The sequence below is a fragment of the Streptomonospora litoralis genome (assembly GCF_004323735.1).
GTDB lineage: Bacteria > Actinomycetota > Actinomycetes > Streptosporangiales > Streptosporangiaceae > Streptomonospora > Streptomonospora litoralis.
In genome coordinates this window covers 2127157-2149368 of record NZ_CP036455.1, presented here as the reverse complement: position 1 = coordinate 2149368, position 22212 = coordinate 2127157, and the positions used below count along the sequence as shown (strand labels likewise).

General features: G+C 72.2%; 21 protein-coding genes and 5 tRNA genes. 18 read left to right on the top strand and 8 right to left on the bottom strand.

The features are described from left to right. Positions 1–627: 627 nt before the first annotated feature. Positions 628–1176 carry a hypothetical protein gene (locus EKD16_RS09325; protein ID WP_131098022.1) on the top strand — a complete coding sequence of 183 codons (549 nt, stop codon included), beginning with the start codon at positions 628–630 and terminating at the stop codon, positions 1174–1176. Positions 1177–1380: 204 nt separating this feature from the next. After that, positions 1381–1995: a superoxide dismutase gene (locus tag EKD16_RS09320; protein ID WP_131098021.1), complete on the top strand. Its 615-nt coding sequence runs from the start codon at positions 1381–1383 to the stop codon at positions 1993–1995. Positions 1996–2204: 209 nt separating this feature from the next. Here the strand turns inward: EKD16_RS09320 and EKD16_RS09315 are convergent, their stop codons facing one another. The 3 genes from EKD16_RS09315 to EKD16_RS09305 form a co-directional block, all read right to left on the bottom strand. Next, entirely contained in the window at positions 2205–2879 is a 675-nt protein-coding gene (locus EKD16_RS09315; protein WP_131098020.1) for an HAD family hydrolase, read from the bottom strand. A 113-nt stretch (positions 2880–2992) separates the two neighbouring features. After that, complete coding sequence (locus EKD16_RS09310) at positions 2993–3616, bottom strand: DUF4126 domain-containing protein (RefSeq protein WP_131098019.1); 624 nt, start codon at positions 3614–3616, stop codon at positions 2993–2995. A 166-nt stretch (positions 3617–3782) separates the two neighbouring features. Beyond that, entirely contained in the window at positions 3783–4037 is a 255-nt protein-coding gene (locus EKD16_RS09305) for a DUF2630 family protein (RefSeq protein WP_131098018.1), read from the bottom strand. Positions 4038–4242: 205 nt separating this feature from the next. Between EKD16_RS09305 and EKD16_RS09300 the strand changes: the two genes are divergently transcribed. From EKD16_RS09300 to EKD16_RS09290, 3 genes are all read left to right on the top strand, one after another. Further along, entirely contained in the window at positions 4243–4857 is a 615-nt protein-coding gene (locus tag EKD16_RS09300) for a hypothetical protein (protein WP_131098017.1), read from the top strand. A 193-nt stretch (positions 4858–5050) separates the two neighbouring features. After that, positions 5051–5338, top strand: coding sequence for a metal-sensitive transcriptional regulator (locus EKD16_RS09295; RefSeq protein WP_131102270.1), 288 nt, complete (start codon positions 5051–5053; stop codon positions 5336–5338). A gap of 47 nt (positions 5339–5385) precedes the next feature. Continuing rightward, on the top strand, positions 5386–5595 hold the full coding sequence (locus tag EKD16_RS09290; protein ID WP_131098016.1) for a heavy-metal-associated domain-containing protein: 210 nt from the start codon (positions 5386–5388) through the stop codon (positions 5593–5595). A 120-nt stretch (positions 5596–5715) separates the two neighbouring features. On the opposite strand, the gene EKD16_RS09285 is transcribed toward EKD16_RS09290, so the two are convergent. Further along, the gene (locus EKD16_RS09285; RefSeq protein WP_131098015.1) at positions 5716–7086 is read right to left on the bottom strand and encodes an NAD(P)/FAD-dependent oxidoreductase; all 1371 of its coding nucleotides are present in this window, start codon (positions 7084–7086) and stop codon (positions 5716–5718) included. A 123-nt stretch (positions 7087–7209) separates the two neighbouring features. Beyond that, on the bottom strand, positions 7210–7791 hold the full coding sequence (locus EKD16_RS09280) for an SACE_7040 family transcriptional regulator (RefSeq protein ID WP_131098014.1): 582 nt from the start codon (positions 7789–7791) through the stop codon (positions 7210–7212). 135 nt (positions 7792–7926) lie between these two features. On the opposite strand from EKD16_RS09280, the gene EKD16_RS09275 reads away from it, so the two are divergent. The 4 genes from EKD16_RS09275 to EKD16_RS09260 all read left to right on the top strand — a co-directional run bounded on the left by EKD16_RS09275 (position 7927) and on the right by EKD16_RS09260 (position 14304). Next, complete coding sequence (locus EKD16_RS09275; protein ID WP_165498673.1) at positions 7927–9537, top strand: carboxyl transferase domain-containing protein; 1611 nt, start codon at positions 7927–7929, stop codon at positions 9535–9537. Positions 9538–9548: 11 nt separating this feature from the next. Next, positions 9549–12098 (top strand): ATP-binding protein, encoded by a 2550-nt coding sequence (locus EKD16_RS09270; protein WP_131098012.1) that lies wholly within the window; start codon positions 9549–9551, stop codon positions 12096–12098. A 4-nt stretch (positions 12099–12102) separates the two neighbouring features. Further along, complete coding sequence (locus EKD16_RS09265) at positions 12103–13257, top strand: acyl-CoA dehydrogenase family protein (protein WP_131098011.1); 1155 nt, start codon at positions 12103–12105, stop codon at positions 13255–13257. A 228-nt stretch (positions 13258–13485) separates the two neighbouring features. Continuing rightward, positions 13486–14304 carry an alpha/beta fold hydrolase gene (locus EKD16_RS09260; protein ID WP_131098010.1) on the top strand — a complete coding sequence of 273 codons (819 nt, stop codon included), beginning with the start codon at positions 13486–13488 and terminating at the stop codon, positions 14302–14304. Positions 14305–14328: 24 nt separating this feature from the next. On the opposite strand, the gene thrS is transcribed toward EKD16_RS09260, so the two are convergent. Then, positions 14329–16308, bottom strand: coding sequence for a threonine--tRNA ligase (thrS, locus tag EKD16_RS09255; protein ID WP_131098009.1), 1980 nt, complete (start codon positions 16306–16308; stop codon positions 14329–14331). A 395-nt stretch (positions 16309–16703) separates the two neighbouring features. On the opposite strand from thrS, the gene EKD16_RS09250 reads away from it, so the two are divergent. Together EKD16_RS09250 and EKD16_RS09245 are read left to right on the top strand one after the other, a co-directional pair. Continuing rightward, complete coding sequence (locus EKD16_RS09250) at positions 16704–17897, top strand: FAD-dependent oxidoreductase (RefSeq protein ID WP_131098008.1); 1194 nt, start codon at positions 16704–16706, stop codon at positions 17895–17897. Positions 17898–18210: 313 nt separating this feature from the next. Next, entirely contained in the window at positions 18211–18480 is a 270-nt protein-coding gene (locus EKD16_RS09245) for a PGPGW domain-containing protein (protein WP_131098007.1), read from the top strand. Positions 18481–18742: 262 nt separating this feature from the next. On the opposite strand, the gene EKD16_RS09240 is transcribed toward EKD16_RS09245, so the two are convergent. Further along, positions 18743–18816, bottom strand: a tRNA-Val gene (locus tag EKD16_RS09240). 94 nt (positions 18817–18910) lie between these two features. On the opposite strand from EKD16_RS09240, the gene EKD16_RS09235 reads away from it, so the two are divergent. Both EKD16_RS09235 and EKD16_RS09230 read left to right on the top strand, forming a co-directional pair. After that, a complete protein-coding gene (locus EKD16_RS09235; RefSeq protein ID WP_131098006.1) occupies positions 18911–19093 on the top strand; it encodes a hypothetical protein in 183 nt (60 codons plus the stop codon). Positions 19094–19263: 170 nt separating this feature from the next. Beyond that, entirely contained in the window at positions 19264–19683 is a 420-nt protein-coding gene (locus EKD16_RS09230; protein ID WP_131098005.1) for an SsgA family sporulation/cell division regulator, read from the top strand. Between the two features lie 299 nt (positions 19684–19982). On the opposite strand, the gene EKD16_RS09225 is transcribed toward EKD16_RS09230, so the two are convergent. Then, positions 19983–20825: an aminotransferase class IV gene (locus EKD16_RS09225; RefSeq protein ID WP_131098004.1), complete on the bottom strand. Its 843-nt coding sequence runs from the start codon at positions 20823–20825 to the stop codon at positions 19983–19985. Positions 20826–21214: 389 nt separating this feature from the next. Here EKD16_RS09225 and EKD16_RS09220 point away from each other — a divergent pair, with 389 nt between their 5' ends. From EKD16_RS09220 to EKD16_RS09200, 5 genes are all read left to right on the top strand, one after another. Further along, positions 21215–21646, top strand: a complete 432-nt coding sequence (locus EKD16_RS09220) for a roadblock/LC7 domain-containing protein (RefSeq protein WP_131098003.1) — start codon at positions 21215–21217, stop codon at positions 21644–21646. 129 nt (positions 21647–21775) lie between these two features. Then, a tRNA-Gly gene (locus EKD16_RS09215) sits at positions 21776–21848 on the top strand. A gap of 49 nt (positions 21849–21897) precedes the next feature. Next, positions 21898–21970 (top strand) — tRNA-Gly (locus tag EKD16_RS09210). A 46-nt stretch (positions 21971–22016) separates the two neighbouring features. Next, positions 22017–22091: transfer RNA gene (locus EKD16_RS09205), tRNA-Cys, on the top strand. 30 nt (positions 22092–22121) lie between these two features. Then, positions 22122–22198: transfer RNA gene (locus EKD16_RS09200), tRNA-Val, on the top strand. Positions 22199–22212: the final 14 nt, after the last annotated feature.

Sequence of the window (22212 nt, the reverse complement as noted above, 5' to 3'; positions counted from 1 at the left end):
TCATGACCGGATAACCCGGGTGCCGCCGGGCGGGCGCCCGAAGCGCTGACGCACGAGCGGCAGACGCCACCACCCGGTGGCCGAGTGCACGTGCCCTCCGAGCATAGGACCCGGGGTGCGGCCGTAGGTGGCCTTCGGATGCCAATGGTCCCAGATCCCCTGCACGTTTCCGATCACCCTGGGCACCGGTTCTGCGGGCGAACGCGGTTGCCCGAATCCGCCGGCGTGACGCCGCCGGGCATCCCGCCGCGAGGCTGCGCGGGACCCGTGGAGGAGCGGCCCCCACGAGGACTGAGGGAGCCCGCACGCAAGCGGGCCCGCGGGGCTCCATCTCCGCCTCTGCAGGGGACACGGTCGGAATATGTGAATATCCCACAAATTCCCGGGCAGCTGGCCAGGCGCGCGGCGGTCCACGGGCGCCATGCGCGCTACCGAGGAGTGGGGCCGGCACCTTCCGGCTGGAGGAATCCGCGTCCACGGTGTCACCAGAGCGACTCGAAGCAGACCCCGGATTGAACTTCCGGGTATTTTGCGGTAATCACGGCTTCTTCGGGACAGAGCGGACATTAAGCGTCGCGACGATGGGTGCCCGTCCCGGTGCCGCGCCGTCGCTGTGCAGGAGTGGAAATGCGTGTCTTCGTGCTGAACACCGGCCGCTGCGGCTCCGTCACCCTCGCGCGGGCGTGCGAGGAGCTGACCAACTACACCGTCGGCCACGAAAGTCGCGCCCGCCGCGTCGGCGACGACCGGCTGGACTACCCCGACCAGCACATCGAGATCGACAACCGGCTGTCGTGGTTCCTGGGCGAACTCGACGAGCGCTACGGCGCCGAACCGCTCTATGTCCACCTGCGCCGCGACCCCCTCCAGGTCGCCCGCAGCTTCGCCCGGCGGTGGGAGAACGGAAACCCGGCCGGCGTCATCAACGCGTTCGCGGGCGCACTCGTCATCCGGCCCCAGCCCTGGCCCGGCGAGCAGCGGTTGGAGGTGTGCCGCTTCTACGTCCGCACGGTCACCGCGAACATCGAGGCGTTCCTCGCCGACAAGCCGCACCAGATGACAGTGTGGCTGGACGAGGCCGAGGAGTGGTTCCCGCAGCTGTGGGAGCGCATCGGCGGCGAGGGCGACGCCGACGCCGCGCTCAAGCGGTTCGAGGTGCAGCACAACGCGAGCTGAGCCGTCCCCGATCCCCGGGCCCGCTCGTGGTATAGGCGGGCCCGCCCCGGGTAGAGCGCGCGTTGGGGGAAGCCTGGTTTATTCCCGGTCCCGCCTGTCAGAAGGGCTATACAGGCGGGTCCGGCCGCCTGCTGATAGCTTCGGACCGGCGATCGAGGTCGCCCCACAAACATCGAAATCGTGTCAGAGGAAGGTGCGTAGAACATGGCTGCGCCTTACGAGCTCCCGGAGTTGCCCTACGACTACTCGGCGCTGGAGCCGTGGATCTCCGGTCAGATCATGGAGCTGCACCACGACAAGCACCACGCGACCTACGTCAAGGGCGCGAACACGGCGCTGGACCAGCTGGCCGAGGCCCGGGACAAGAACGACCTGAGCACGGTCAACCTGCTGGAGAAGAACCTGGCGTTCAACCTGGCGGGGCACGTCAACCACTCTGTCTTCTGGCCGAACATGTCGCCCGACGGCGGCGACAAGCCCGAGGGCGAGCTGGCCGCGGCCATCGACGACCAGTTCGGCGGCTTCGAGGCGTTCCAGGCCCACTTCAGCGCCGTGGCCACCGGCGTGCAGGGCTCGGGCTGGGCGATCCTCGCCTGGGACATCCTCGGCCGGCGGCTGATCATCGAGCAGCTCTACGACCACCAGGGCAACCTGGCCGCGGGCTCCTACCCGCTGCTGATGCTCGACATGTGGGAGCACGCGTTCTACCTGCAGTACAAGAACGTCAAGGCCGACTACGTCAAGGCGTTCTGGAACGTCGTGAACTGGGCGGACGTGCAGCGCCGCTTCGAGGACGCGCGCAAGGTCCAGCTGGCCTGACGACCGCCGGACGGCGCCGCGGCGCCGAGATCGGCCGGTGAGGGGCGGCACCCGCGGGTGCCGCCCCTCACCGCTTCCGGGTGGGGCTTGGCCGCCCGATCCCCGCAAGCCGCCGGGCACACGCCCGTCTCGTCCCTGTTGCCGTGGCCGGCACCGATGGCCACCGGTGCACGATCGATGCGCTCTCTTCGCGGCGGGCGGGCGCCCGTTCAGGCGCAGAGGGCCGCCACGGCCTGCCTGGGGGTGTCGAGCACCGGGTGGCCGGTGGCCTTGAGCCGCTCGCGGCTCATCATGCCGCTGGCCACCAGCAGCGCGTGCGCACCGGCCTCGGAGGCGGCGCGGCCGTCGTCGTCGATGTCGCCGATGAGCACCACGGCGGCGGGGTCGACGTCCAGTTCGGCGAGGTGGGCGGCCAGGTGGCGGGACTTGGAGCCGTCGGGGGTGTCGAAGCGCCGCCCGTCCACGCGGGCGAAGTGGTCGTCGAGGGAGTGCTCGGCGACCAGGCCGACGAGGCTCTCGTGCGAGGCCATCGACAGCAGCGACTGCGAGCCGCCGCGGGCCAACCAGTCGGCGAGGATGCCGGGAACGCCGTCGGCCAGCGTGCAGGAGGGCAGTTCCGTGCGGTAGCGGTCGTCGTAGACCCGGTTCAGCCGGGCCCACTCGTCCTCGGCCAGGGAGCGGCCCAGCAGGTCCTCGTAGCAGCCCAGCAGGGGGCGCCGGAAGAACCCGCGCCAGTAGTCGATGTCGACGGGCTCGCGCCCGAACTCGGCGCAGACCCGGTTCAGCGCGGCCATGTTGGCGTGGTTGTCGTCGAGTAGCGTGCCGTTCCAGTCCCAGACGATGTGCGTGACGCCGCTGAGGTGGGCGAACCCGTTGTCTACCACGCAGAGCACTCTAAGGGACGGCTTCGGCGGACCCGGTCGGCGCCCCGCATCCGGTGCGCTGCCCCGCCCGCTTGCCATCGCCGCGCGCAAGCGGCGGGCGGCGGAGGGCGGTCTCAGGGCACGCGCGGCACCGCGGCCTCCTCGGGAGCGCGGCGGCGGCGCCTGCGGCGGCGCCACGCCCACACGCCCACGGCCGCCAGCAGCGGCACGGCGATCAGGACCAGGATCGGCACGATCACGGCCGCCAGCGAGGTGAGCACGGCGGCCGCGTCCTCGAAGACGCTGACCACCGGTCCGCCGGCGCCGAAGGTGACGGCGTTGAGGACCGGCCGCGCCCCGGCCTTGAGCAGGTGGAAGGCCAGCGCGATCAGCACCCCGGCCGCGATCCGCCACCAGGACGCGCCGTCGGCGCCCTCGCCGCCGCCGAGGGCCGTCAGGTCGGCGGCGGTGAAGGAGGAGGCGCCCGCGCCGAAGGTCAGTCCGCCCGAGGTGGGGCGCACGAAGGTCTGCACGACGTCGTTGACGCTGTCGACCGCCGGAATCTTGTCGGCGGCGACCTCCAAGGCCAGCAGCACGCCGAGGATCGCGAGCACCGCGGGGTGCTCCAGCCACTGCCAGCCGGGGCCGAGCGGCAGCAGGTCGGTGAAGCGCGCGACCAGTCCGACGGTCAGCAACGGGATGTAGGCGTTGAGGCCGGCGGCCGAGGCGAGTCCGGTCCCGGTCAGTATCTCCAGCATCGAGGGGCGGCCCGATCCATCTCACCTGCTCTGCGCACCGCCGCCGCACCGCGCCACGCGCGCGGCAGGGTGCTCGGTCGGGAGGTGAGACGCGTCTGCCGGCTTATGAGTTCCCGCGGGGCGCTCGTGTCCGGATCCGGCCGACGTCCGCGGGTGGCGGAGGCGGCTACTGGCGGTAGCCCTCTACTTCGCCCGCTGGGCGCACGTGGGCCGTGTCGGGGTCGTCGCCGAACTCCTCGCGGGCGCGGCGCTGGCGCAGCAGGTCCCAGCACTGGTCCAGCTCCCGCTCAAGCTCGCGCATCCGCTGGCGCTCCTCCGGGGTCAGCCGGTGCTCGTTCTGCTCGCGCAGGTCGCGCTCCTCAGTGACCAGATCGTCGATCCGGCTGAGGATGCCGCGCTCCTCGTTCCTGGACTCGCTCATAGGTCCAATGGTCGGTCGACTGCGCAGGGGTTGGCAAGCACCTCGCGCGCCGCGGGCCCGGCGCGGCGGCACCGGTAGCCGTACCGGGTGTTCGGCGGCCACGGCAGGTCTAAGCCGGGCTGTTCGGGGGACTGCTTCGACGGGAGGATTCGCCGGACTCCCCCGCCTTGCCCCCGATGCCCCCGGTGCCCGGTTTGGAGACGCGATGAGAATCTACGCCGACCGCCCCCTCCGCTTCCTCGTGCAGTTCGCGGCCGACCTGCTGACCGCGGGCTGGATCGCGGCCTGGGTGTGGGCGGGCATGACGCTGCACGACACGCTCAGCACCCTGGCCGTGCCGGGAGAGCTGCTGGAGTCGGCCGGCAACGGGGTATCGGAGAACATGGCCGACGCCGCGGAGCAGGTGAAGCGGGTTCCGCTGGCCGGCGACAGCCTCGCGGCGCCCTTCCAGAGCGTCGGCGAGGCGGGCACGTCGCTCAGCGAAGCCGGTCAGGGCCTCCAGGAGACCATGACCACCGTCGCCCTGACGCTGTCGCTGCTGACGGCCGCGCTGCCGGTGCTGTTCGCCCTGGTCGTCTGGCTGCCCACGCGCGCCCGGTGGATCCGCCGGGCCTCAAGCGCCGCCGCGCTGCGCTCGATGCCCGACCAGAGCGGGGCGTCGCTGCTCGCGCTGCGCGCGCTGGCTTCGGCGCGCCCGCGGCGGCTGCTCAAGGTCGCACCGGACCCCGCCGCAGCATGGCGCAAGGGCGACCGCGCGGCGATCGCCGGGCTGGCCGACCTCGAACTGCGCCGCATGGGCCTGCGCCCCCGCCGCACCTGATGGCGCGCGCGGCCTGCCGGTACATCCGCCCTGGTGCGCGCGGAAACGACCATACCGGGGCACATCGGCGCTGCCGGTATCGTGCCCACGCGGCGCGCCCTGCCTCGGGAATGCCGCACGCACACAGGGCGCTGTTATACCCGAAGGGGGTATATTCATGGCTGCAGAGCGGGAAACCCAGGGGAGCACCCAGATGGCCACCTACGGCTACCACGACGACAAGAAGAGCCACCTCAACCGGCTCAGCCGGATCGAGGGCCAGGTGCGCGGACTGCAGCGAATGGTCGAGAGCGACTCCTACTGCATCGACATCCTGACCCAGACCTCCGCCGTCAACAAGGCGCTGCGCTCGTTCGCGCTGTCGATGCTCGACGAGCACCTCAAGCACTGTGTCGGGCACGCCGTCGCCAACGGCGGCGAGGAGGCCGACGAGAAGGTGCGCGAGGCGTCCGAGGCGATCGCCCGTCTGATGCGCTCCTGACCCGCCCTCGGAAACCGATGCAACCGCCGTCAGGGAAGGGGCCGAGCATGGCCGCCAGCACCACCATCACCGTCCAGGGCATGACCTGCGAGCACTGCGTCAAGGCGGTCCGCGAGGAGGTCTCGGCGCTGCCCGGAGTGACCGCGGTCGACGTCGACCTCGGCAGCGGCCGCGTCGACATCGCCAGCGAGCACCCGCTGTCCGACGAGCAGCTCGACGCCGCCGTCGACGAGGCGGGGTACGAGATCGCGCGCTGAGCGCCGCCGGGTCGGCGGCGTCGGCCGTTCGCACCGGCACGGACGGCCGACGCCCCGCCCCGCGCCGCAGCCGCCGCACGCGCGCCGGCCCGCCCGGCCTGCCGGGCCTGCTCCGTCCCGCTACTCCTGGGCCGCGGCGGCCGTGTCCAGCAGGCGCGCGCTCTCCTTGCGGGAGTCTTCGGGGTCCAGGTAGTGGGCGGCCTCCAGGTCGACGAAGGTCGACGGCTTGCCGCGGTGGAAGCCCAGCCGCGACACCTCGCCGCCGGTCACCGCACGGATCATCCAGTTGGCCGCCACCCGCGCGCGGGCCGGGTTGGAGGGCAGCGACCACAGGTGGTAGCCGCGGGTCACCGCGAACGCGGGGAGTCCGGAGAGGTCGTAGCCCAGCGGTCGGGCCACCGCGTCGCGCCCGCTCAGATCGACCACCAGGCCGAGGTCCTTGTGCAGGAACGTGCGCTTGGGCCGGCCGGTCAGCGAGGCGATCGCGTTCTCGGCGGCCACCGTGCCCTGCCGCTCGGCGTACTGGGCCGTGGGCGGGCATACGGCGCCGCTCTCGTCCTTGCTGAGGTCGGGCACGGCCGCGGCGTCGCCCAACGCGAACACGTCGGGGTGCTCGGGTACCGCGAGGTCGGCGCCCACCACGAGCTTGCCGCGGTCGGTCTCGGCCCCCAGGGAACCCATCAGCGGGCTCGGCGAAGTGCCGGCGGTCCAGATGACGGTTCGGCAGGGCAGCACCCGGCCGTCGGTCAGCGCCACCTTGTGCTCGGTGACCTCCTTGACCGTCACCTCCAGCTTGACCTCTACGCCCATGGAGCGCAGCAGCTCCAGCGCTTCGTCGCCCAGTTTGGAGCCCAGCTCCGGCAGCAGCCGCGGCGCGATGTCGACCACGTGCCAGCTGATGGCCGAGCGCAGCGACGGGTAGCGCTTGGCCGCCTCCTCGGTCAGCCGGCGCAGCGAGGCCGCGGTCTCCGCACCGGTGTAGCTGCCGCCCACCACCACGAAGCGGCAGCGCTCCTCGCGCTCGACGGGGTCGCTGGTGGCGTTGGCGAGTTCCAGCTGGGCCAGCACGTGGTCGCGCAGCACGGTGGCCTCGGCGAGGTTCTTGTTGCCGAAGGCGTGTTCGGTCAGACCGGGGATGTCGAAGACGCGGGTGAAGCTGCCCGGCGCGAGGATGAGCCGGTCGTAGCGCTCAACGGTCACCTCGTCGGAGATCTTGCGCACGAGCACCGCCTTGGCGTCGGTGTCGACGCCGATAGCCGAGCCCGGCACGATGCGGGTCCGGTGCAGCGACCGGTGCAGGGACACCGCCACCGACTGCGGGGTCAGCAGTCCCGACGCCACCTGCGGCAGCAGCGGGCTGTAGAGCATGTAGTCGTTGGGTGCGACCAGGACGATGTCGGCGGCGGTCTTGGGTATGCGCCGTTCGAGTCGCTTAAGCGCCTGCAGTCCGGCGAACCCTGCGCCGATCACCACGATGCGAGGCCGTGCCATCGTCGATCCACTCCCCCTTAAGCCGCCCTGCTGTGCGGGTTTGCCCGCTCCTGCCGTACCACCGGAACCCGCGGCGGGGCGGAAGAGCACGTCTGGTGCACGGGCTGCCCTAGCGCCCCGGAGTCAAACGTCGTCCTCGGCCAGCAGGGCCGCCGTGCCCATGGCCAGCAGCAGCGGGGTCATGGACTCGGCAGGCAGTTCGTCGGCGCTGTGCGGAGTGGAGTTGAGCAGACCGAAGGCCGCGTGCACGGCCGCGCGCAGCGTCGGCGCGTCGGTGCCGGGGCGGAGCCGGGCGAGCACGCCCACCCACCGCTCGACGTAGCCGCGCTGCAGGCGCCGGATGCGGCGGCGGTGCGGGTCGGGGACGTTGTCCAGTTCCCGGTCGTGCACCGTGATAAGCGCCGGCTCGGTGAGCGCGAACTCGATGTGGCCGCGCAGCAGCTCCTCCAGCGCCCGGCGGGGGTCGTCGGCGAAGGCCGTTGCACGCCGCTCCCCGTCGGCGGCCAGGCGCTCGCTGACATCCAGCAGCATGGCCCCGAGCAGCGCCTCCTTGCCCGGGAAGTGCCGGTAGAGGGCCGGTCCGCTGGTGCCGACCGCCCGTCCCAGGTCGTCGATGCTCACACCGTGGAAGCCGCGCGCGGCGAACAGTTCCGCGGCCGCCCGCAGGATCTCGGCGCGGCGCGCGCCGGCTGCCCGGCCGGGCATCGGCGCCTCCTTCCCGCCGGGACGCTCCCGCCGACGCTGCGCGGAACGGCCCCTGGACACCGGAGTTAACGGTCACTAACATCGCCGATGTTATCGATCATTAACCCGGGAGGCCAACAGATGCCAACGGCACCGGTGCTCAGCTCGGCCGTCGACACCGAGGGCGCCGCGTTCGCGGGCAACGCCGAAGCCAACCGCGCCCTGGCCGCCCAGCTGCGCGACCGAATCGCCGCCACCGCCCTCGGCGGCCCGGAGAAGACGCGCAACCGCCACACCGAACGCGGCAAGCTGCTTCCGCGCGACCGCGTCAACCACCTGCTGGATCCCGGATCGCCGTTTTTGGAGCTGTCCCCGCTGGCCGGCTGGGGCCTCTACGGCGCCGACGGCCACGACGCCCCCGCCGCCGGCATCATCACCGGGATCGGGCGGGTGTGCGGACGCGAGACCGTGATCGTCGCCAACGACGCGACGGTCAAGGGCGGCAGCTACTACCCCATGACCGTCAAGAAGCACCTGCGCGCCCAGGAGGTCGCGCTGCACAACCGGCTGCCGTGCGTCTACCTGGCCGACTCGGGCGGCGCGTTCCTGCCGATGCAGGACGACGTCTTCCCCGACCGCGAGCACTTCGGGCGCATCTTCTACAACCAGGCGACCATGTCGCAGCTGGGTATCCCCCAGGTCGCGGCGGTGCTGGGCTCCTGCACGGCCGGCGGCGCCTACGTGCCCGCGATGAGCGACGAGGCCGTGATCGTGCGCGAGCAGGGCACCATCTTCCTGGGCGGTCCGCCGCTGGTGAAGGCGGCCACCGGCGAGGTCGTCACCGCCGAGGAGCTGGGCGGCGGCGAGGTGCACGCCCGCGTCTCCGGGGTCGCCGACCACCTCGCCGACGACGACGCGCACGCGCTGGCCGTCGTCCGCCAGATCGCCGACACGCTCGGCGGCCGCCCCGAACCGGCCTGGGAACGCGCCGAACCCCGCCCGCCGGCGCTGGACCCCGAAGAGATCTACGGCGTGGTGCCCACCGACACCCGCACCCCCTACGACGTCCGCGAGATCATCGGCCGCGTCGTGGACGGCAGCGAGTTCACCGAGTTCAAGGCCGAGTACGGCACCACACTGGTCTGCGGGTTCGCCCGCATCCACGGCCACCCGGTGGGCATCGTCGCCAACAACGGCATCCTCTTCGCCGAGTCGGCGCTCAAAGGCGCGCACTTCATCGAACTGTGCGACCGGCGCAGCACTCCGCTGGTGTTCCTGCAGAACATCTCCGGGTTCATGGTCGGTCGCGACTACGAGGCCGGCGGCATCGCCAAGCACGGCGCGAAGATGGTGACGGCCGTCGCCTGCGCGCGGGTGCCCAAGTTCACCGTGGTCGTCGGCGGCTCCTTCGGCGCCGGCAACTACAGCATGTGCGGGCGCGCGTATTCGCCGCGGTTCCTGTGGATGTGGCCCAATGCGCGGATCTCGGTCATGGGCGGCGAACAGGCCGCCTCGGTACTGGCCACCGTGCGGCGCGACCAGGTGGAGGCGCGCGGCGAGGAGTGGCCGGCCCAGGAGGAAGAGGAATTCAAGACGCCGATCCGCGAGCAGTACGAGCGCCAAGGCGACCCCTACTACTCGACGGCGCGGCTGTGGGACGACGGCGTCATCGACCCCGCCGACACCCGCACCGTGCTGGCGCTGGGGCTCGAAGCCGCCCGGCACGCACCGCTGGAGCCGGTCGGCTACGGCGTCTTCCGGATGTGAGGTGGGCACCGATGTCCGATCATGAGCAGCACGCCGCCCAGACGGGCGCGCAACCGGTCGAGGGGCCTTGGCCCGGAGCGGACCCGGCCGCCGGGGTGGACGCGGGTGCGGCCGGCGGTGCCCCCGCTGTGCTGGTGGCCAACCGCGGGGAGATCGCGGTGCGCATCATGCGTACGGTGCGGCGCATGGGGCTGCGGTCGGTGGCCGTGCACAGCAGCGCCGATCCGGGCGCCCGGCACGTGCGTGCGGCCGACGCGGCGGTATGCGTCGGAGGCGCGTCACTGGCCGACAGCTACCTGAACGCGGCGGCGATCGTGGACGCGGCCGTCGCCTCGGGCGCGCGGATGGTGCACCCCGGATACGGCTTCCTCGCCGAGAACGCCGATTTCGCGCGGCGCTGCGCCGAGGCGGGGCTCGTGTTCATCGGCCCGCCGCCCGCCGCCATCGAGGCGATGGGCGACAAGATCCGCGCCAAGGCGCGCGTCGCCGAGGCCGGTGTGCCGCTGCTGCCGGGCTTCGCCGAGGAACCCGGTCGGCCCATGGGCGAAGAGGAGCTGGCGCGTGCCGCCGAGCGGACCGGCTACCCGCTGCTGATCAAGCCTTCGGCGGGCGGCGGCGGCAAAGGTATGCGCGTCGTCGGCGAACCCGGCGAGCTGGCCGCTGCGGCCGCCGCGGCGCGGCGCGAGGCCGAGGCGGCCTTCGGTGACCGCACGCTGCTGGTGGAGCGGCTGGTGCAGCGCCCGCGCCACATCGAGGTGCAGGTGCTCGCCGACGGGCACGGCAACGCGGTGCACCTGGGCGAACGCGAATGCAGCCTGCAGCGGCGCCACCAGAAGATCGTCGAAGAGTCTCCGTCGCCGCTGCTCAGCGAGGCGCAGCGCGCCGCGATGGGCCAAGCGGCGGTCGCCGCGGCGAAGGCGTGCGGCTATGTCGGCGCGGGCACAGTCGAGTTCATCGTGGAACCGCCGGAGGCCGCTGCCGAGGCGTCGGCCGCGGCCGACGCCGGGCAGCACGGCGCGGGGGCTCCGGGGGAACCCCTTTCTTCAAGTCAAGCCGACGAGAACACCACCCCGCCACCCGCACCCGCCGACCTGTGGACGGCCGCCGCCCTCGACTACTCCTTTTTGGAGATGAACACCCGCCTGCAGGTGGAGCACCCCGTCACCGAAGCCGTGGCCACGATCGGCGGGCGGCGCGGCATCGACCTCGTCGAGCTGCAGATCCGCGTCGCCCGCGGCGAGCCGCTGCCGTTCGGCCAGGCCGACGTGTCGCTGACCGGGCACTCCGTGGAGGCCCGCGTCTACGCCGAGGACCCGTCCCAGGGCTTTCTGCCCACAGGGGGCCGCGTGCTGCTGCTCGACGAGCCCGCGGACGCCGGCGTCCGCGTCGACTCCGGGCTGGACGAGGGCACCGAGGTCACCTCCGCCTACGACCCCATGCTGGCCAAGGTCATCACCTGGGCACCCGACCGCCCCGCCGCCCTGGACGGGATGGACGCCGCCCTGGCCGGCTACACCCTGCTCGGCTGCGTCACCAACGTGTCCTTCCTGCGCGGCCTGCTGCGCACTCCCCAGGTGCGCGCCGGAGCGCTGAGCACCGACCTCACCGAACGCCTCGCCCCCGCGATCACCGGCCGCGGCGGCGATCCGGCCGCCGACTCCGCCGCGCGGCGCCCCGCCGAAACCCCCGCCACCCCCGGCACCGACGGGGCGGCCGCGCCGACGACGGCCGCGTCCCCGACCGGCGGCGCCAAGGGCGGGTCGGCACCGGCGCCTCCCCCGCCCGACGAACTGCTGGCGGCCGCCGCCGACCACCAGCTCGGCCTGGAACCCGACCCGCGCACCGCCGACCGCTTCGACGTGCCCGACGGGTGGCGCCTCGGCGCCCCGGCCTGGACCGTGTGGCGGCTGCGCTCGCCCGGGCACCGCTCGCCCGGGCACCGCTCGGCCGCCGTCCGCATCCGGCGCCGCCCCGCCCGCGCGGCGGTTGCGGGCGACGCCGATCCCGCGGCGCCCGCGCACACCGCCGCGCCCCTGCTGCCCGACCCCGACCCCCGCGCCCGCACCGTCGGCTACGAGGTCGGTGTCGACGACGGCCCCGCGGTCCCCGTCGACGCGGCCCGCTCCCGCGACGGCCGCAGTCTGACCGTCGCGCTGCGCTCGCGCGTCCTGCGCTACGCCCGCGCCGCCGAGCCGGCCGGCCTGTGGCTCGGCCGCGGCGGAGCCGCCTGGCACTTCACCGACGACCCCGTCCTCGCCCCGGCCCGCGGCGGCGGCACCGCCGGCGACGGTTCGGTGCGCAGCCCCATGCCGGGAACCGTGCTCTCGCTCGCCGTCTCCGAAGGCGAGCACGTGACCGCGGGAGCTCCCGTGGCCGTCGTCGAGGCGATGAAGATGGAGCACACCGTCACAGCACCCGTCGACGGCACCGTCACCGAGCTGCCGGCCCGCCCCGGTCGCCCGGTGGCCATGGACGCGCTGCTGGCCCGCATCACCCCGGAGCCCGCGGAAACCCCGGGCGGCTCCGGCGACACCGACTCCGCACCGACCACCCAGGAGTGACGCCATGGCCCACGGACTGTCCGAGGAGCACGAGGAGCTGCGCCGCACCGTCGAGGAGTTCGCCCGCACCGAGGTCGCCCCGGTCATCGGCGACTACTACGACCGCGGCGCCTTCCCCTACGACATCGTCGCCAAGATGGGCCGCATGGGCCTGTTCGGCCTGCCCTTCCCCGAAGAGCACGGCGGCATGGGCGGCGACTACTTCGCGCTGTGCCTGGCTCTGGAGGAGCTGGCGCGCGCCGACTCCTCCGTGGCGATCACGCTGGAGGCGGGTGTGTCGCTCGGCGCGATGCCGATCTTCCGCTTCGGCACCGACGAGCAGCGCAGCACCTGGCTGCCGCGCCTGTGCTCGGGCGAGGCGCTGGGCGCGTTCGGGCTGACCGAGCCCGGCGGGGGCTCCGACGCGAGCGCCACCCGCACCACCGGCCGGCTGGAGGACGGCGAGTGGGTCCTCGACGGCACCAAGGCGTTCATCACCAACTCCGGCACCGACATCACGGCACTGGTCACCGTCACGGCGGTCACCGGGCGCCGAGGCGACGGCCGCCCGGAGATCTCGGCGATCCTGGTCCCGGCGGGCACGCCGGGCATGTCGGTGGGCCAGCACTACTCCAAGGTCGGCTGGTGCGCCTCGGACACCAACGAGCTGGTCTTCGACGGCTGCCGGGTGCCCGAGGCCAACCTGGTGGGCGAGCGGGGCCGCGGCTACGCCCAGTTCCTGCGGATTCTGGACGAGGGGCGCATCGCCATCGCGGCGCTGTCGGTCGGCCTGGCGCAGGGGTGCGTCGACGAGAGCCTGCGCTACGCGGGCGAGCGCGAGGCGTTCGGGCACCCCATCGGCGACTACCAGGCGATCCAGTTCACCGTCGCCGACATGGAGATGCGCGCCCACACCGCGCGCCTGGCCTACTACGACGCCGCCTCGCGCATGCTGGCCGGGGAGCCCTTCAAGAAGCAGGCGGCGATCGCGAAGCTGGTCGCCTCCAACGCGGCGATGGACAACGCGCGCGACGCCACGCAGATCTTCGGCGGCTACGGGTTCATGAACGAGTCTCCGGTGGGCCGGTTCTACCGCGACGCCAAGATCCTGGAGATCGGGGAGGGCACCTCGGAGATCCAGCGCATGCTCATCGCCCGGGAACTGGGGCTGCCCGCCTGAGGCGCCTCCGCTCGGCGGCCGGGCCCTGCGGGGCACACGGCCGGGGCCGGCCGTTTCGGGAGCACGGGCGGGGAAACGGCCGGTAGCCTCAGGCACCTCCCGGGCACCGGCCGGAATCGCCGGGGGTGGTTGCGGCGGTCGCCTCCCACGGTGCGGCTCACGGTCCCCGACGATTCACACCCGCCGACTCCCCATACTCGTCGCTTGGATCGGGTATACCGGACGTTCATGGAGATGTCGCGAATCGTCTACGACCGCTGGGGGGCCGGCAGTCCTGTCGTGCTGCTGCACGGCTTGGGCCACCACCGGCGCGCCTGGCTTCCGGTGGCCGCCGATCTCGCGGCGCACCACGATGTCGTCGCGCCCGACCTGCCCGGTTTCGGTGATTCACCGGCACCGGACGCGGAGGCCACCTACGACGTGCGCTTCCTGGTCGAGGCGGTGCTGCGGCTGTGCGCCGAACTCGGCTTCTCCCGGCCGCACCTGGTGGGCAACTCCCTGGGCGGGGCGGTCGCGCTGGAGATGGCGGCCCGCGGCCAGGCGGCGTCGGTGACGGCGCTCTCCCCCATCGGCTTCGGCACCGCGCCGCACAGCGCCGGCGCGCGGATGCTGGCGCGCGGCGCCCGCTGGGTGGCGCGGGTGCCCTCCGGGGTCACCCGGGCCGCCGTCGAGACACCGCCCGCCCGGCTCCTCGCGCGGCGGATGCTGCGCGGCGATCCCGGCTCCACCGCTGCGGAGCGGATCGCGTTCGATCCCGCCGTGCTGTCGCCGGGGTCCGCCTTCCTGCGGATGGCGCCGCACGTGGCCGACTACACGTTCACCGGTACGGTCGACTGCCCGGTGACCATCGCCTGGGGCGACCGGGACCGCCTGCTTCCCCCGGCCGGAGCACGTCGGGCGCTGCGCCGCATTCCGCACGCGCGCCACGTCGCGCTGCTGGGCTGCGGACACATCCCCATGGCCGACAACCCGGGCCCGGTGACCGCGGAGATTCTGCAGACGTGCCGCGAGACGCGGGCCGCGGTGGGGGCGGCGGCCCGCTTCTGAGCCGCCGGCCGCCCCAAGGCGGGCTCAGCGGCGTTCGCGTACCGCCCGGAGGATCTCGTCGGCGGCCTCCTCCAGCGGTACCCCGTTGTTCTGCGAACCGTCGCGGTAGCGGAAGGACACGGCCTGCTTGGCGACGTCGTCGTCACCCGCGAGCAGCATGAAGGGGACCTTCTGCTTCTGGGCGTTGCGGATCTTCTTCTGCATCCGGTCGTCGCCGGTGTCGACCTCGACCCGGATGCCCTGGGTGCGCAGCCGATCGGCGAAGCCCTGCAGGTAGGGGGCGTGCTCGTCGGCGATCGGGATGCCGACGGCCTGCACCGGCGCGAGCCACGCCGGGAACGCACCGGCGTAGTGCTCCAGCAATACCCCGAAGAACCGCTCGATGGATCCGAAGAGCGCGCGGTGGATCATGACCGGGCGCTGCCGCGAGCCGTCGGCGGCGGTGTATTCCAGCTCGAAGCGCTTGGGCTGCTGGAGGTCGACCTGCAGGGTGGACATCTGCCAGGTGCGGCCGATGGCGTCCTCGGCCTGCACCGAGACCTTGGGGCCGTAGTAGGCCGCGCCCCCGGCGTCCATGACCAGTTCCAGGCCCTGCTTCTGCGCGGCCTGGCGCAGCAGCTCGGTGGCCTCCTCCCACTCCTCGGCCTCGCCGATGAACTTCGGCGACTCGCCGCGGGTGGACAGCTCCAGGTAGAAATCGCTGAGCCCGTAGTCGCGCAGCAACTGGAGCACGAAGGTCAGCAGGCTGTCCAGTTCGTCCAGCGCCTGCTCGCGGGAGCAGTAGATGTGCGAGTCGTCCTGGGTGAAGCCGCGGGCGCGGGTGAGGCCGTGCACGACGCCGGACTTCTCGTAGCGGTAGACGGTGCCGAACTCGAACAGCCGCAGCGGAAGTTCGCGGTAGGACCGTCCGCGCGAGCGGAAGATCAGGTTGTGCATGGGGCAGTTCATGGCCTTGAGGTAGTAGTCCTGCCCCTCGAACTCCATGGGGGGGAACATGCCCTCGCTGTAGTTCGGCAGGTGCCCCGAGGTCTCGAACAGCTGGGCCTTGGAGATGTGCGGGGTGTTCACGAACTCGTAGCCGGCCTCCTCGTGGCGCCGGCGCGAGTACTGCTCCATCTCCTTGCGGACGACGCCGCCCTTGGGGTGGAACACCGGCAGGCCCGCGCCGAGCTCCTCGGGGAAGGAGAACAGGTCGAGCTCGGCGCCCAGCTTGCGGTGGTCGCGCTTCTCCGCCTCCTCCAGGAAGGCGAGGTACTCCTTCAGCGCCTCGCGGGTCTCCCATGCGGTGCCGTAGATGCGCTGCAGCTGCGGGTTGACCTCGCTGCCGCGCCAGTAGGCGGCCGCCGGGCGCATCAGCTTGAACGCCGGAATCGCCTTGGTGGTGGGCAGGTGCGGACCGCGGCAGAGGTCCTTCCAGCAGAGTTCGCCGGTCTTGGGGTGGATGTTGTCGTAGACGGTGAGCCCGCCCGCGCCGACCTCCACGCCGGCGCCGTCGGTGGCGTCGCCTTCGCCCACGTCGCCCTTGAGGCCGATCAGCTCCAGCTTGTAGGGCTCGGTGGAGAGTTCGGCGCGGGCCTCCTCGTCGGAGACCGGGCGGCGCTCGAAGCGCTGGCCCTGCTTGACGATCTCCTGCATGCGCTTCTCGATGCGCTTGAGGTCGTCGGGGGTGAAGGGTTCGGCGACGTCGAAGTCGTAGTAGAAGCCGTTCTCGACGGGCGGGCCGATGCCCAGTTTGGCCTCGGGGAAGAGCTCCTGGACCGCCTGGGCCATCACGTGAGCGGTGGAGTGGCGCAGGATGGCGCGGCCGTCGCCGGACTCGACGGCGACCGGTTCGACGGCGTCTCCCTCTGCGAGCTCGTGGGCGAGGTCGCGCAGCTCGCCGTTGACCCGGGCGGCGATCACGGTGCGGCCGTCGGCCTGAAGCGCCTGGCCGGCCGTCGTGTGGGCCGCCACCGCACGCTCGGTTCCGGCGAGGGTGATACGCAGCTCAGGCACGACGGACACAGTGACTCCTCAGCGGTTGGTCGGCGTTGGCACGCGGGGCGGATCCTGTGACGCGGGGCCGCGGAGCGGACCGCGCCGCTTCGTTTCGATGCTATCGGCTCCGCCGGATCCCAACACCAGGAATTCCACAGGCCCGGGCGCTCTGCGGCACGGTCGGCCGGCGGAGGCGGCGCGCCGATCGGACGTGAACCCGATCGACGCATCCAGGGCGATACGCCCGGTCTGTGCCGTTCTCGCGCACGGCGGGCGACCGCGCGGGATCGGAGCGGACCAAGGTCGCACCATGTTCGGATCAACTCGGATCGTTTAGGATCCTTTGGGTGCCGAGCGGCATCCGGACGGGCATAACCCCGTCGGGGCAAGACAGCCGGAACCGAGCAGGCTCGGGGGATCGCGTGCGAGTTGTGGTAGTGGGGGCGGGAATCGCCGGTCTTGCGCTGGCGGCCGCGCTTACCCGCGACGACGCCCGGGTGACCGTGCTGGAGCAGGCCCACGACCCCTCCCCCGTCGGAGCCGGAGTGGAGCTGACCCCCAATTCCCTGCGGCCGCTGCGGCGCCTGGGATTGGGGCCGGCGCTGGATCGCACGGCGGTGCTCCCGCTCTCGCGCGACGTCCTGCGCTGGCACGACGACCACCTGCTGGACCGCTCTCCGCTGGGCGAGGACCAGGCCGACCGCTACGGCGCCCCCACGCTGACCCTGCTGCGCTCCGATTTGCACCGGGCGCTGCGCGAGGCGCTGCCCGCCGGCACGGTACAGACCGGCCGCTATGTCACCGACCTGCTGGAGAGCAGCGACGGTGTCGCGCTGCGCTGCGCCGACGGCCGCCGAACCCACGGCGACCTGGCCATCGGCGCCGACGGCGCCAACTCGCTGATGCGCAGCCTGCTCAACACCGACCGCTACCGCCCGGCCCGGCGGCTGATCTACCGCGGCCTGGCCCCGGCCGAGCGCGTCCCCGAGGTGTGCGCGCGGGCCCGGGTGAACGTATGGGCCGGGGGCGACCGCTACATCTCCTGCTACCCGGTCGCGGGAGGCGATCAGGTGAGTTTCACCGCGGCGGTGCCCTCGGGGGCGCGCGATCCCGGCTCCTGGACCGCTCAGCGGCGCATCGGCGACCTCGCCGCCGCGTTCGGCGGGTGGAGCCCGTCGGCGCTGGGGCTGATCTCGGCGGCCGAGTGGGTAGGTGTGCGCGACGTCCACGACCACGCGCCCATCCCCGTGTGGCAGCGCGGCCGGATCGCGCTGATGGGCGACGCCGCCCACCCCACGCTCCCCTTCTTCGCGCAGTCGACCAACCAGGCCCTCGAGGACGCCGTGGCCCTGGCCTCCTGCCTGCGGGGCGCGGACTCGCTGACGGCGGGGCCCGCGCTGGAGCGCTACGCCGCGGCCCGCAAGCGGCGCACCGACCGGTTGCACGCCATCACCCGCGAGATCCTGGACGCGCTGCGGGCCGGCGGCGAACGCTCGCCCGAGGCGTGGCTGCGCGTGGTGGCCGACGCGGAGGAGGCCAACGCCGACTGGATCTACGGCACCGACCCGGCCGACGACGGACTGCGGCCCGTCGGCGCCGACCCGGCGGCGGGCTGAGTGCCCCCACTCCGGCTGAGCGGTGCGCCGCACAAGGCGTCCGGCGGCCCGGCACGGCACCGGAGCGGCCCGGCCGCATCCGAGGGTGACTGCGTCTGCGTCTGTGTCTGCCCCCCATATCATCCGATCGTGGATTTCCACGGCGGGATCCGTTACCTCCCCTTGATGCTGCGGATAGTGTGAGTCCATGTCACCGAGCCCCATGAGCGGCGCTGGCCACCCGGACCCGGCGGCATCCCCCTCGCCCCCCGCCAACCGCCCGTCGCGGCGCTGGCGGCGGTTCCGCGTCCGGCTGCGAATCTGGCGGATGCGTATGCACTCCCATCCCGTGCTGAGTTGGACCTGGCGCACGGTGGTCGCCACTGTGGGCCTGGTGATCCTGCTCGCCGGGCTGATCATGTGTGTGACACCGGGCCCGGGAGCCGCGGGGATCATCCTCGGCCTCGCGATCCTGGCGACCGAGTTCGCCTGGGCGCGCGGGGTGCTGCGCTTCGCACGCGCCTGGGCGCACCGCGCCAAGGAACGCGCTCTGGAGAAAGCACGGCGGCGCCGCATGGGACGCCGGAACGCCCGATCGGTGTGATGAGTCCCCTGCGCCGACGGCACCGGCCCGCGGCGAATCGGACAACCGGTTCTCGACTTTGAGGCACTGCCGCTGGACTATGGCGTCGGCCACGCCGCGGCGGATGCGGATCACCTTCGCCCACCGCGGCGATCACGTCCTCACCTGCGAAGACACCGGAACGGCCAAGCCGTGGGCGGAGGCGCGGCGGTGCGCGGAAGGGCTCCGATGGCCGGACGAATAAGGCCGACCCCGTGTGAACGGAGCCGACCTCAGTAGTGTGTGGGCGATACTGGACTCGAACCAGTGACCTCGTCGGTGTGAACGACGCGCTCTAGCCAACTGAGCTAATCGCCCGGGGCTCCCCGCTCGCTGCGGGGCGAACACTTAAAGACTCTAGCGCATCCGACGGGGTGGATAGTGCACTCATCCCCAGGAGACCGATACGACTGTGACCGACGTCTCATCAAGCGAAGCCATGGCGGTGTTCAACATGGGGCAAAGCCGCAGAAGCCCGGCGGAGACGGGCATGCGGCCGTCCGTACCGCCGCCGGACGGCGCCGCGCGCGCCGACCTCGTGATGCGCAGCACAGATCATCGGGAATTTCCTGGTTTCCGCAGCTCATTACAGTGACGGAGGATCCAGTGGCGGTACATGGACCGTCAAGCGGACCCCAATCACCCCGATCGGCGAGAAACTCCGCCGGTCGTGCGTCATAGCCCGCACCCGGCCGCGTTGGAGCGGTCGAGACGGCAACGAATCCGCGCCTGACGCGAGGCCGGACGAGAAAAGGTTTGGCGAACATGAACAGTAGCGGCACCACTGCCACCGCCGAGCTGGGCCTTCGGCTCGTGGTCCCCGACCGCACGGCGGTCCCCCTGGTCGCTCGGCTGGACTACACGGCCGACGACCCGTACGCGATCAAGGTCGCCTTCCACACCGGCGAGGACGAGCCCGTCGAGTGGATCTTCGCGCGCGAACTGCTGACCGTTGGCATCGTGCGTCCGGCAGGCGACGGCGACGTCCGCGTCTGGCCCGAGGCCGGGGACGGCGAGCGCACCATCAACATCGCGCTGTCCTCGCCCTTCGGGCAGGCGCAGTTCGACGCCGAGGTGACGCCGCTGGCGGAGTTCCTGCACCGCACCTACGAGATCGTGCCGGCCGGCCAGGAGGGCGACTACGTCGACCTGGACGCCGAGATCGAGCGCCACCTGCAGGCATAGGGCTCTACGGCACTTGGCCGCACCGACTTCGAACGGATGCGGGTTTCGGACGTCTCGGCGCGGCTAGCGCAAAACCGCAGCTAACGCCTGTGACCTACCCGCCTATACGACCGGCGAAACGGGGCAAACGGCCGAACACCGGCGATCCGGGCAGACCGTGCGACGGGCGCACCCACCGCGGCCCCCGCGGGAGGAACCGCCCCCGCGCCCTCGGGACGGCGGAGGCGGCCGCAGCCGGGACAGCGGGGTTCCGACCGCGCGGGGGCCGGCACCCGGCGGCCGGAGGCGTGCCCTTCGGCTCAGGGATCGATGTCGGAGGCCCCGCGCTCGGTGAAGACGTCCATGGTCTTGCGGGTCACCGGCCCCGGCGCCGCGGGCAACTCCCGGCCGTCGACGGCGCGGATCGGCTGCACGTCTCGGCCGGAGGACGTCAGGAACGCCTCCGAAACCCGTTCGAGGTCGGACATGGCGATGTCGGCCTCGGTGCCCCCGGCCCATTCCAGGACCAGCTCGCGGGTGATGCCCGCCAGGGGGCCCGCCGACAGCGGCGGAGTGACGAGGTCACCGTCCAGGACGACGAAGACGTTGCTTCCCGTGCCTTCGCACAGGTTGCCCGCGGTATTGGCGAAGACCGCCTCGCCGGCACCGCGCCGCCGCGCGTGGTCGAGGGCGAGGACGTTCTCCGCGTAGGAGGTCGTCTTCAGTCCCGCCAGTGCGCCGTTCTCATTGCGCGTCCAGGGCACCACGGCGACGTCGACGGTCGGCGCGGCGGGGGTGAGCGGCCCCACGGCCACCACGCACGTCAGCTCGTGGGGCGTACGCTCCGAGCCCAGCGGGCCCGCGCCCGCGGTCACCGTGATGCGCACCCGCGCCAGCTCGATGCCGGGGTTGGCGTCGAGCGCCTCGCGCACACCGCCTGCGATGAGGTCGAGGTCGGGCGCAGGCAGGCCCAGCCCGGCAGCCGAGCGGGCCAGCCGGTGCAGGTGCCGGGTGAGCGCGAACGGCTCCTGGGCCACACCCTTGACCGTCTCGAATACGCCGTCTCCCACGGTGATGCCGTGGTCCAGGACGGGGATAACGGCCTCGCTCTCGTCGACGACCCGGCCCCGGCCGAATCCTGCGCCTGCGATCCAGATCCGCATGCTCGACTCCTCCCTCGCGCACCGCCGTGCACCGCGTGGTCCGATCCTGCCACCTCGGCCTGTCCGGTGGCGCCCGCGCCGCGTCGGCGAGACCGACTCCACAAGCGCGCGAAGCCCTGCGGCGCAAGGGTTGTGACCAACTTTGGCCGCCCCCCTATGCGCACCGGCCACCACGGGTAACGTAGCGAACCGCACCGATAACCGTCCTATCGCCCCAAGTGGCCACCCGTCCGACACGCCGCAGCAAACCACCGGGGTGGGTTACGAATGGCTATCATCTGGGCAACGCTTATGAGGACCCTCCGCCCCGGGGGTTCCGCGGACGCATGCGTGCCCCTGCTCCGGGGGGCGACGCGGTCCGGCCGAGACGACGACGGATCAAGAGAGCTATGACCTCACAGAGCACCGCCCCAGGCGAGTTGAGCTGGCTGCTCGACGACCTCCTCACGCGCGCGAAGGGCACCCGCCACGCCATCGTGCTGTCCACCGACGGTCTCCTCATGGCCACCTCCAGCCGCCTGGACCGCTCCAGCGCCGAGCACCTGGCCGCCATCACCTCCGGCCTGCACAGCCTCGCGATCGGAGCCAGCAGGCAGTTCAGCGCCGGCGGCATCCGGCAGAGCATCATCGAGATGGACGACGCCTTCCTCTTCGTCGCCGCCGCGGGCGAGGGCGCGTGCATGGCGCTGCTCTCCGACACCGAGTGCGACGTGGGCCTGGTCGCCTACGAGATGAACAAGGTCATCGAGCGCGTCGGCCAGTACCTCTCGGCCCCGCCCCGGCCCGACATGCCCACCTCCCCCGCCCACGTCGAACGCTGACCCGCGCCGCCGCCTGCGCATCCGCTCCACGTACCCGCGTATTCGATTTCGTGCACGCGGCGGTTATCCGATAGAGTCCTAGACACAGCGAAGGAGGCGCCCCGCCCCGAACGGGACACCATCCTCCGCGCGGACGTGGCTCAGCTGGTAGAGCATCACCTTGCCAAGGTGAGGGTCGCGGGTTCGAATCCCGTCGTCCGCTCGATGTGCACACGCTGCACAGCAGTACTCCTGGGCCCGCCCAGGGGCACGCGGACGTGGCTCAGCTGGTAGAGCATCACCTTGCCAAGGTGAGGGTCGCGGGTTCGAATCCCGTCGTCCGCTCGGAGTAGCCGTTAGGGGACACTGGAGCGCCTCGGTCACGGCTCGCGGCGGAGTGGCCGAGTGGCTTAGGCAAGGGACTGCAAATCCCTGTACACGGGTTCGATTCCCGTCTCCGCCTCCACCCCGTCGCACACACCCTGGTGCGACTTCAGGGCGGTTAGCTCAGTTGGTTAGAGCGCTACCTTGACACGGTAGAGGTCACAGGTTCGAATCCTGTATCGCCCACCAGCATCACTGCAGGT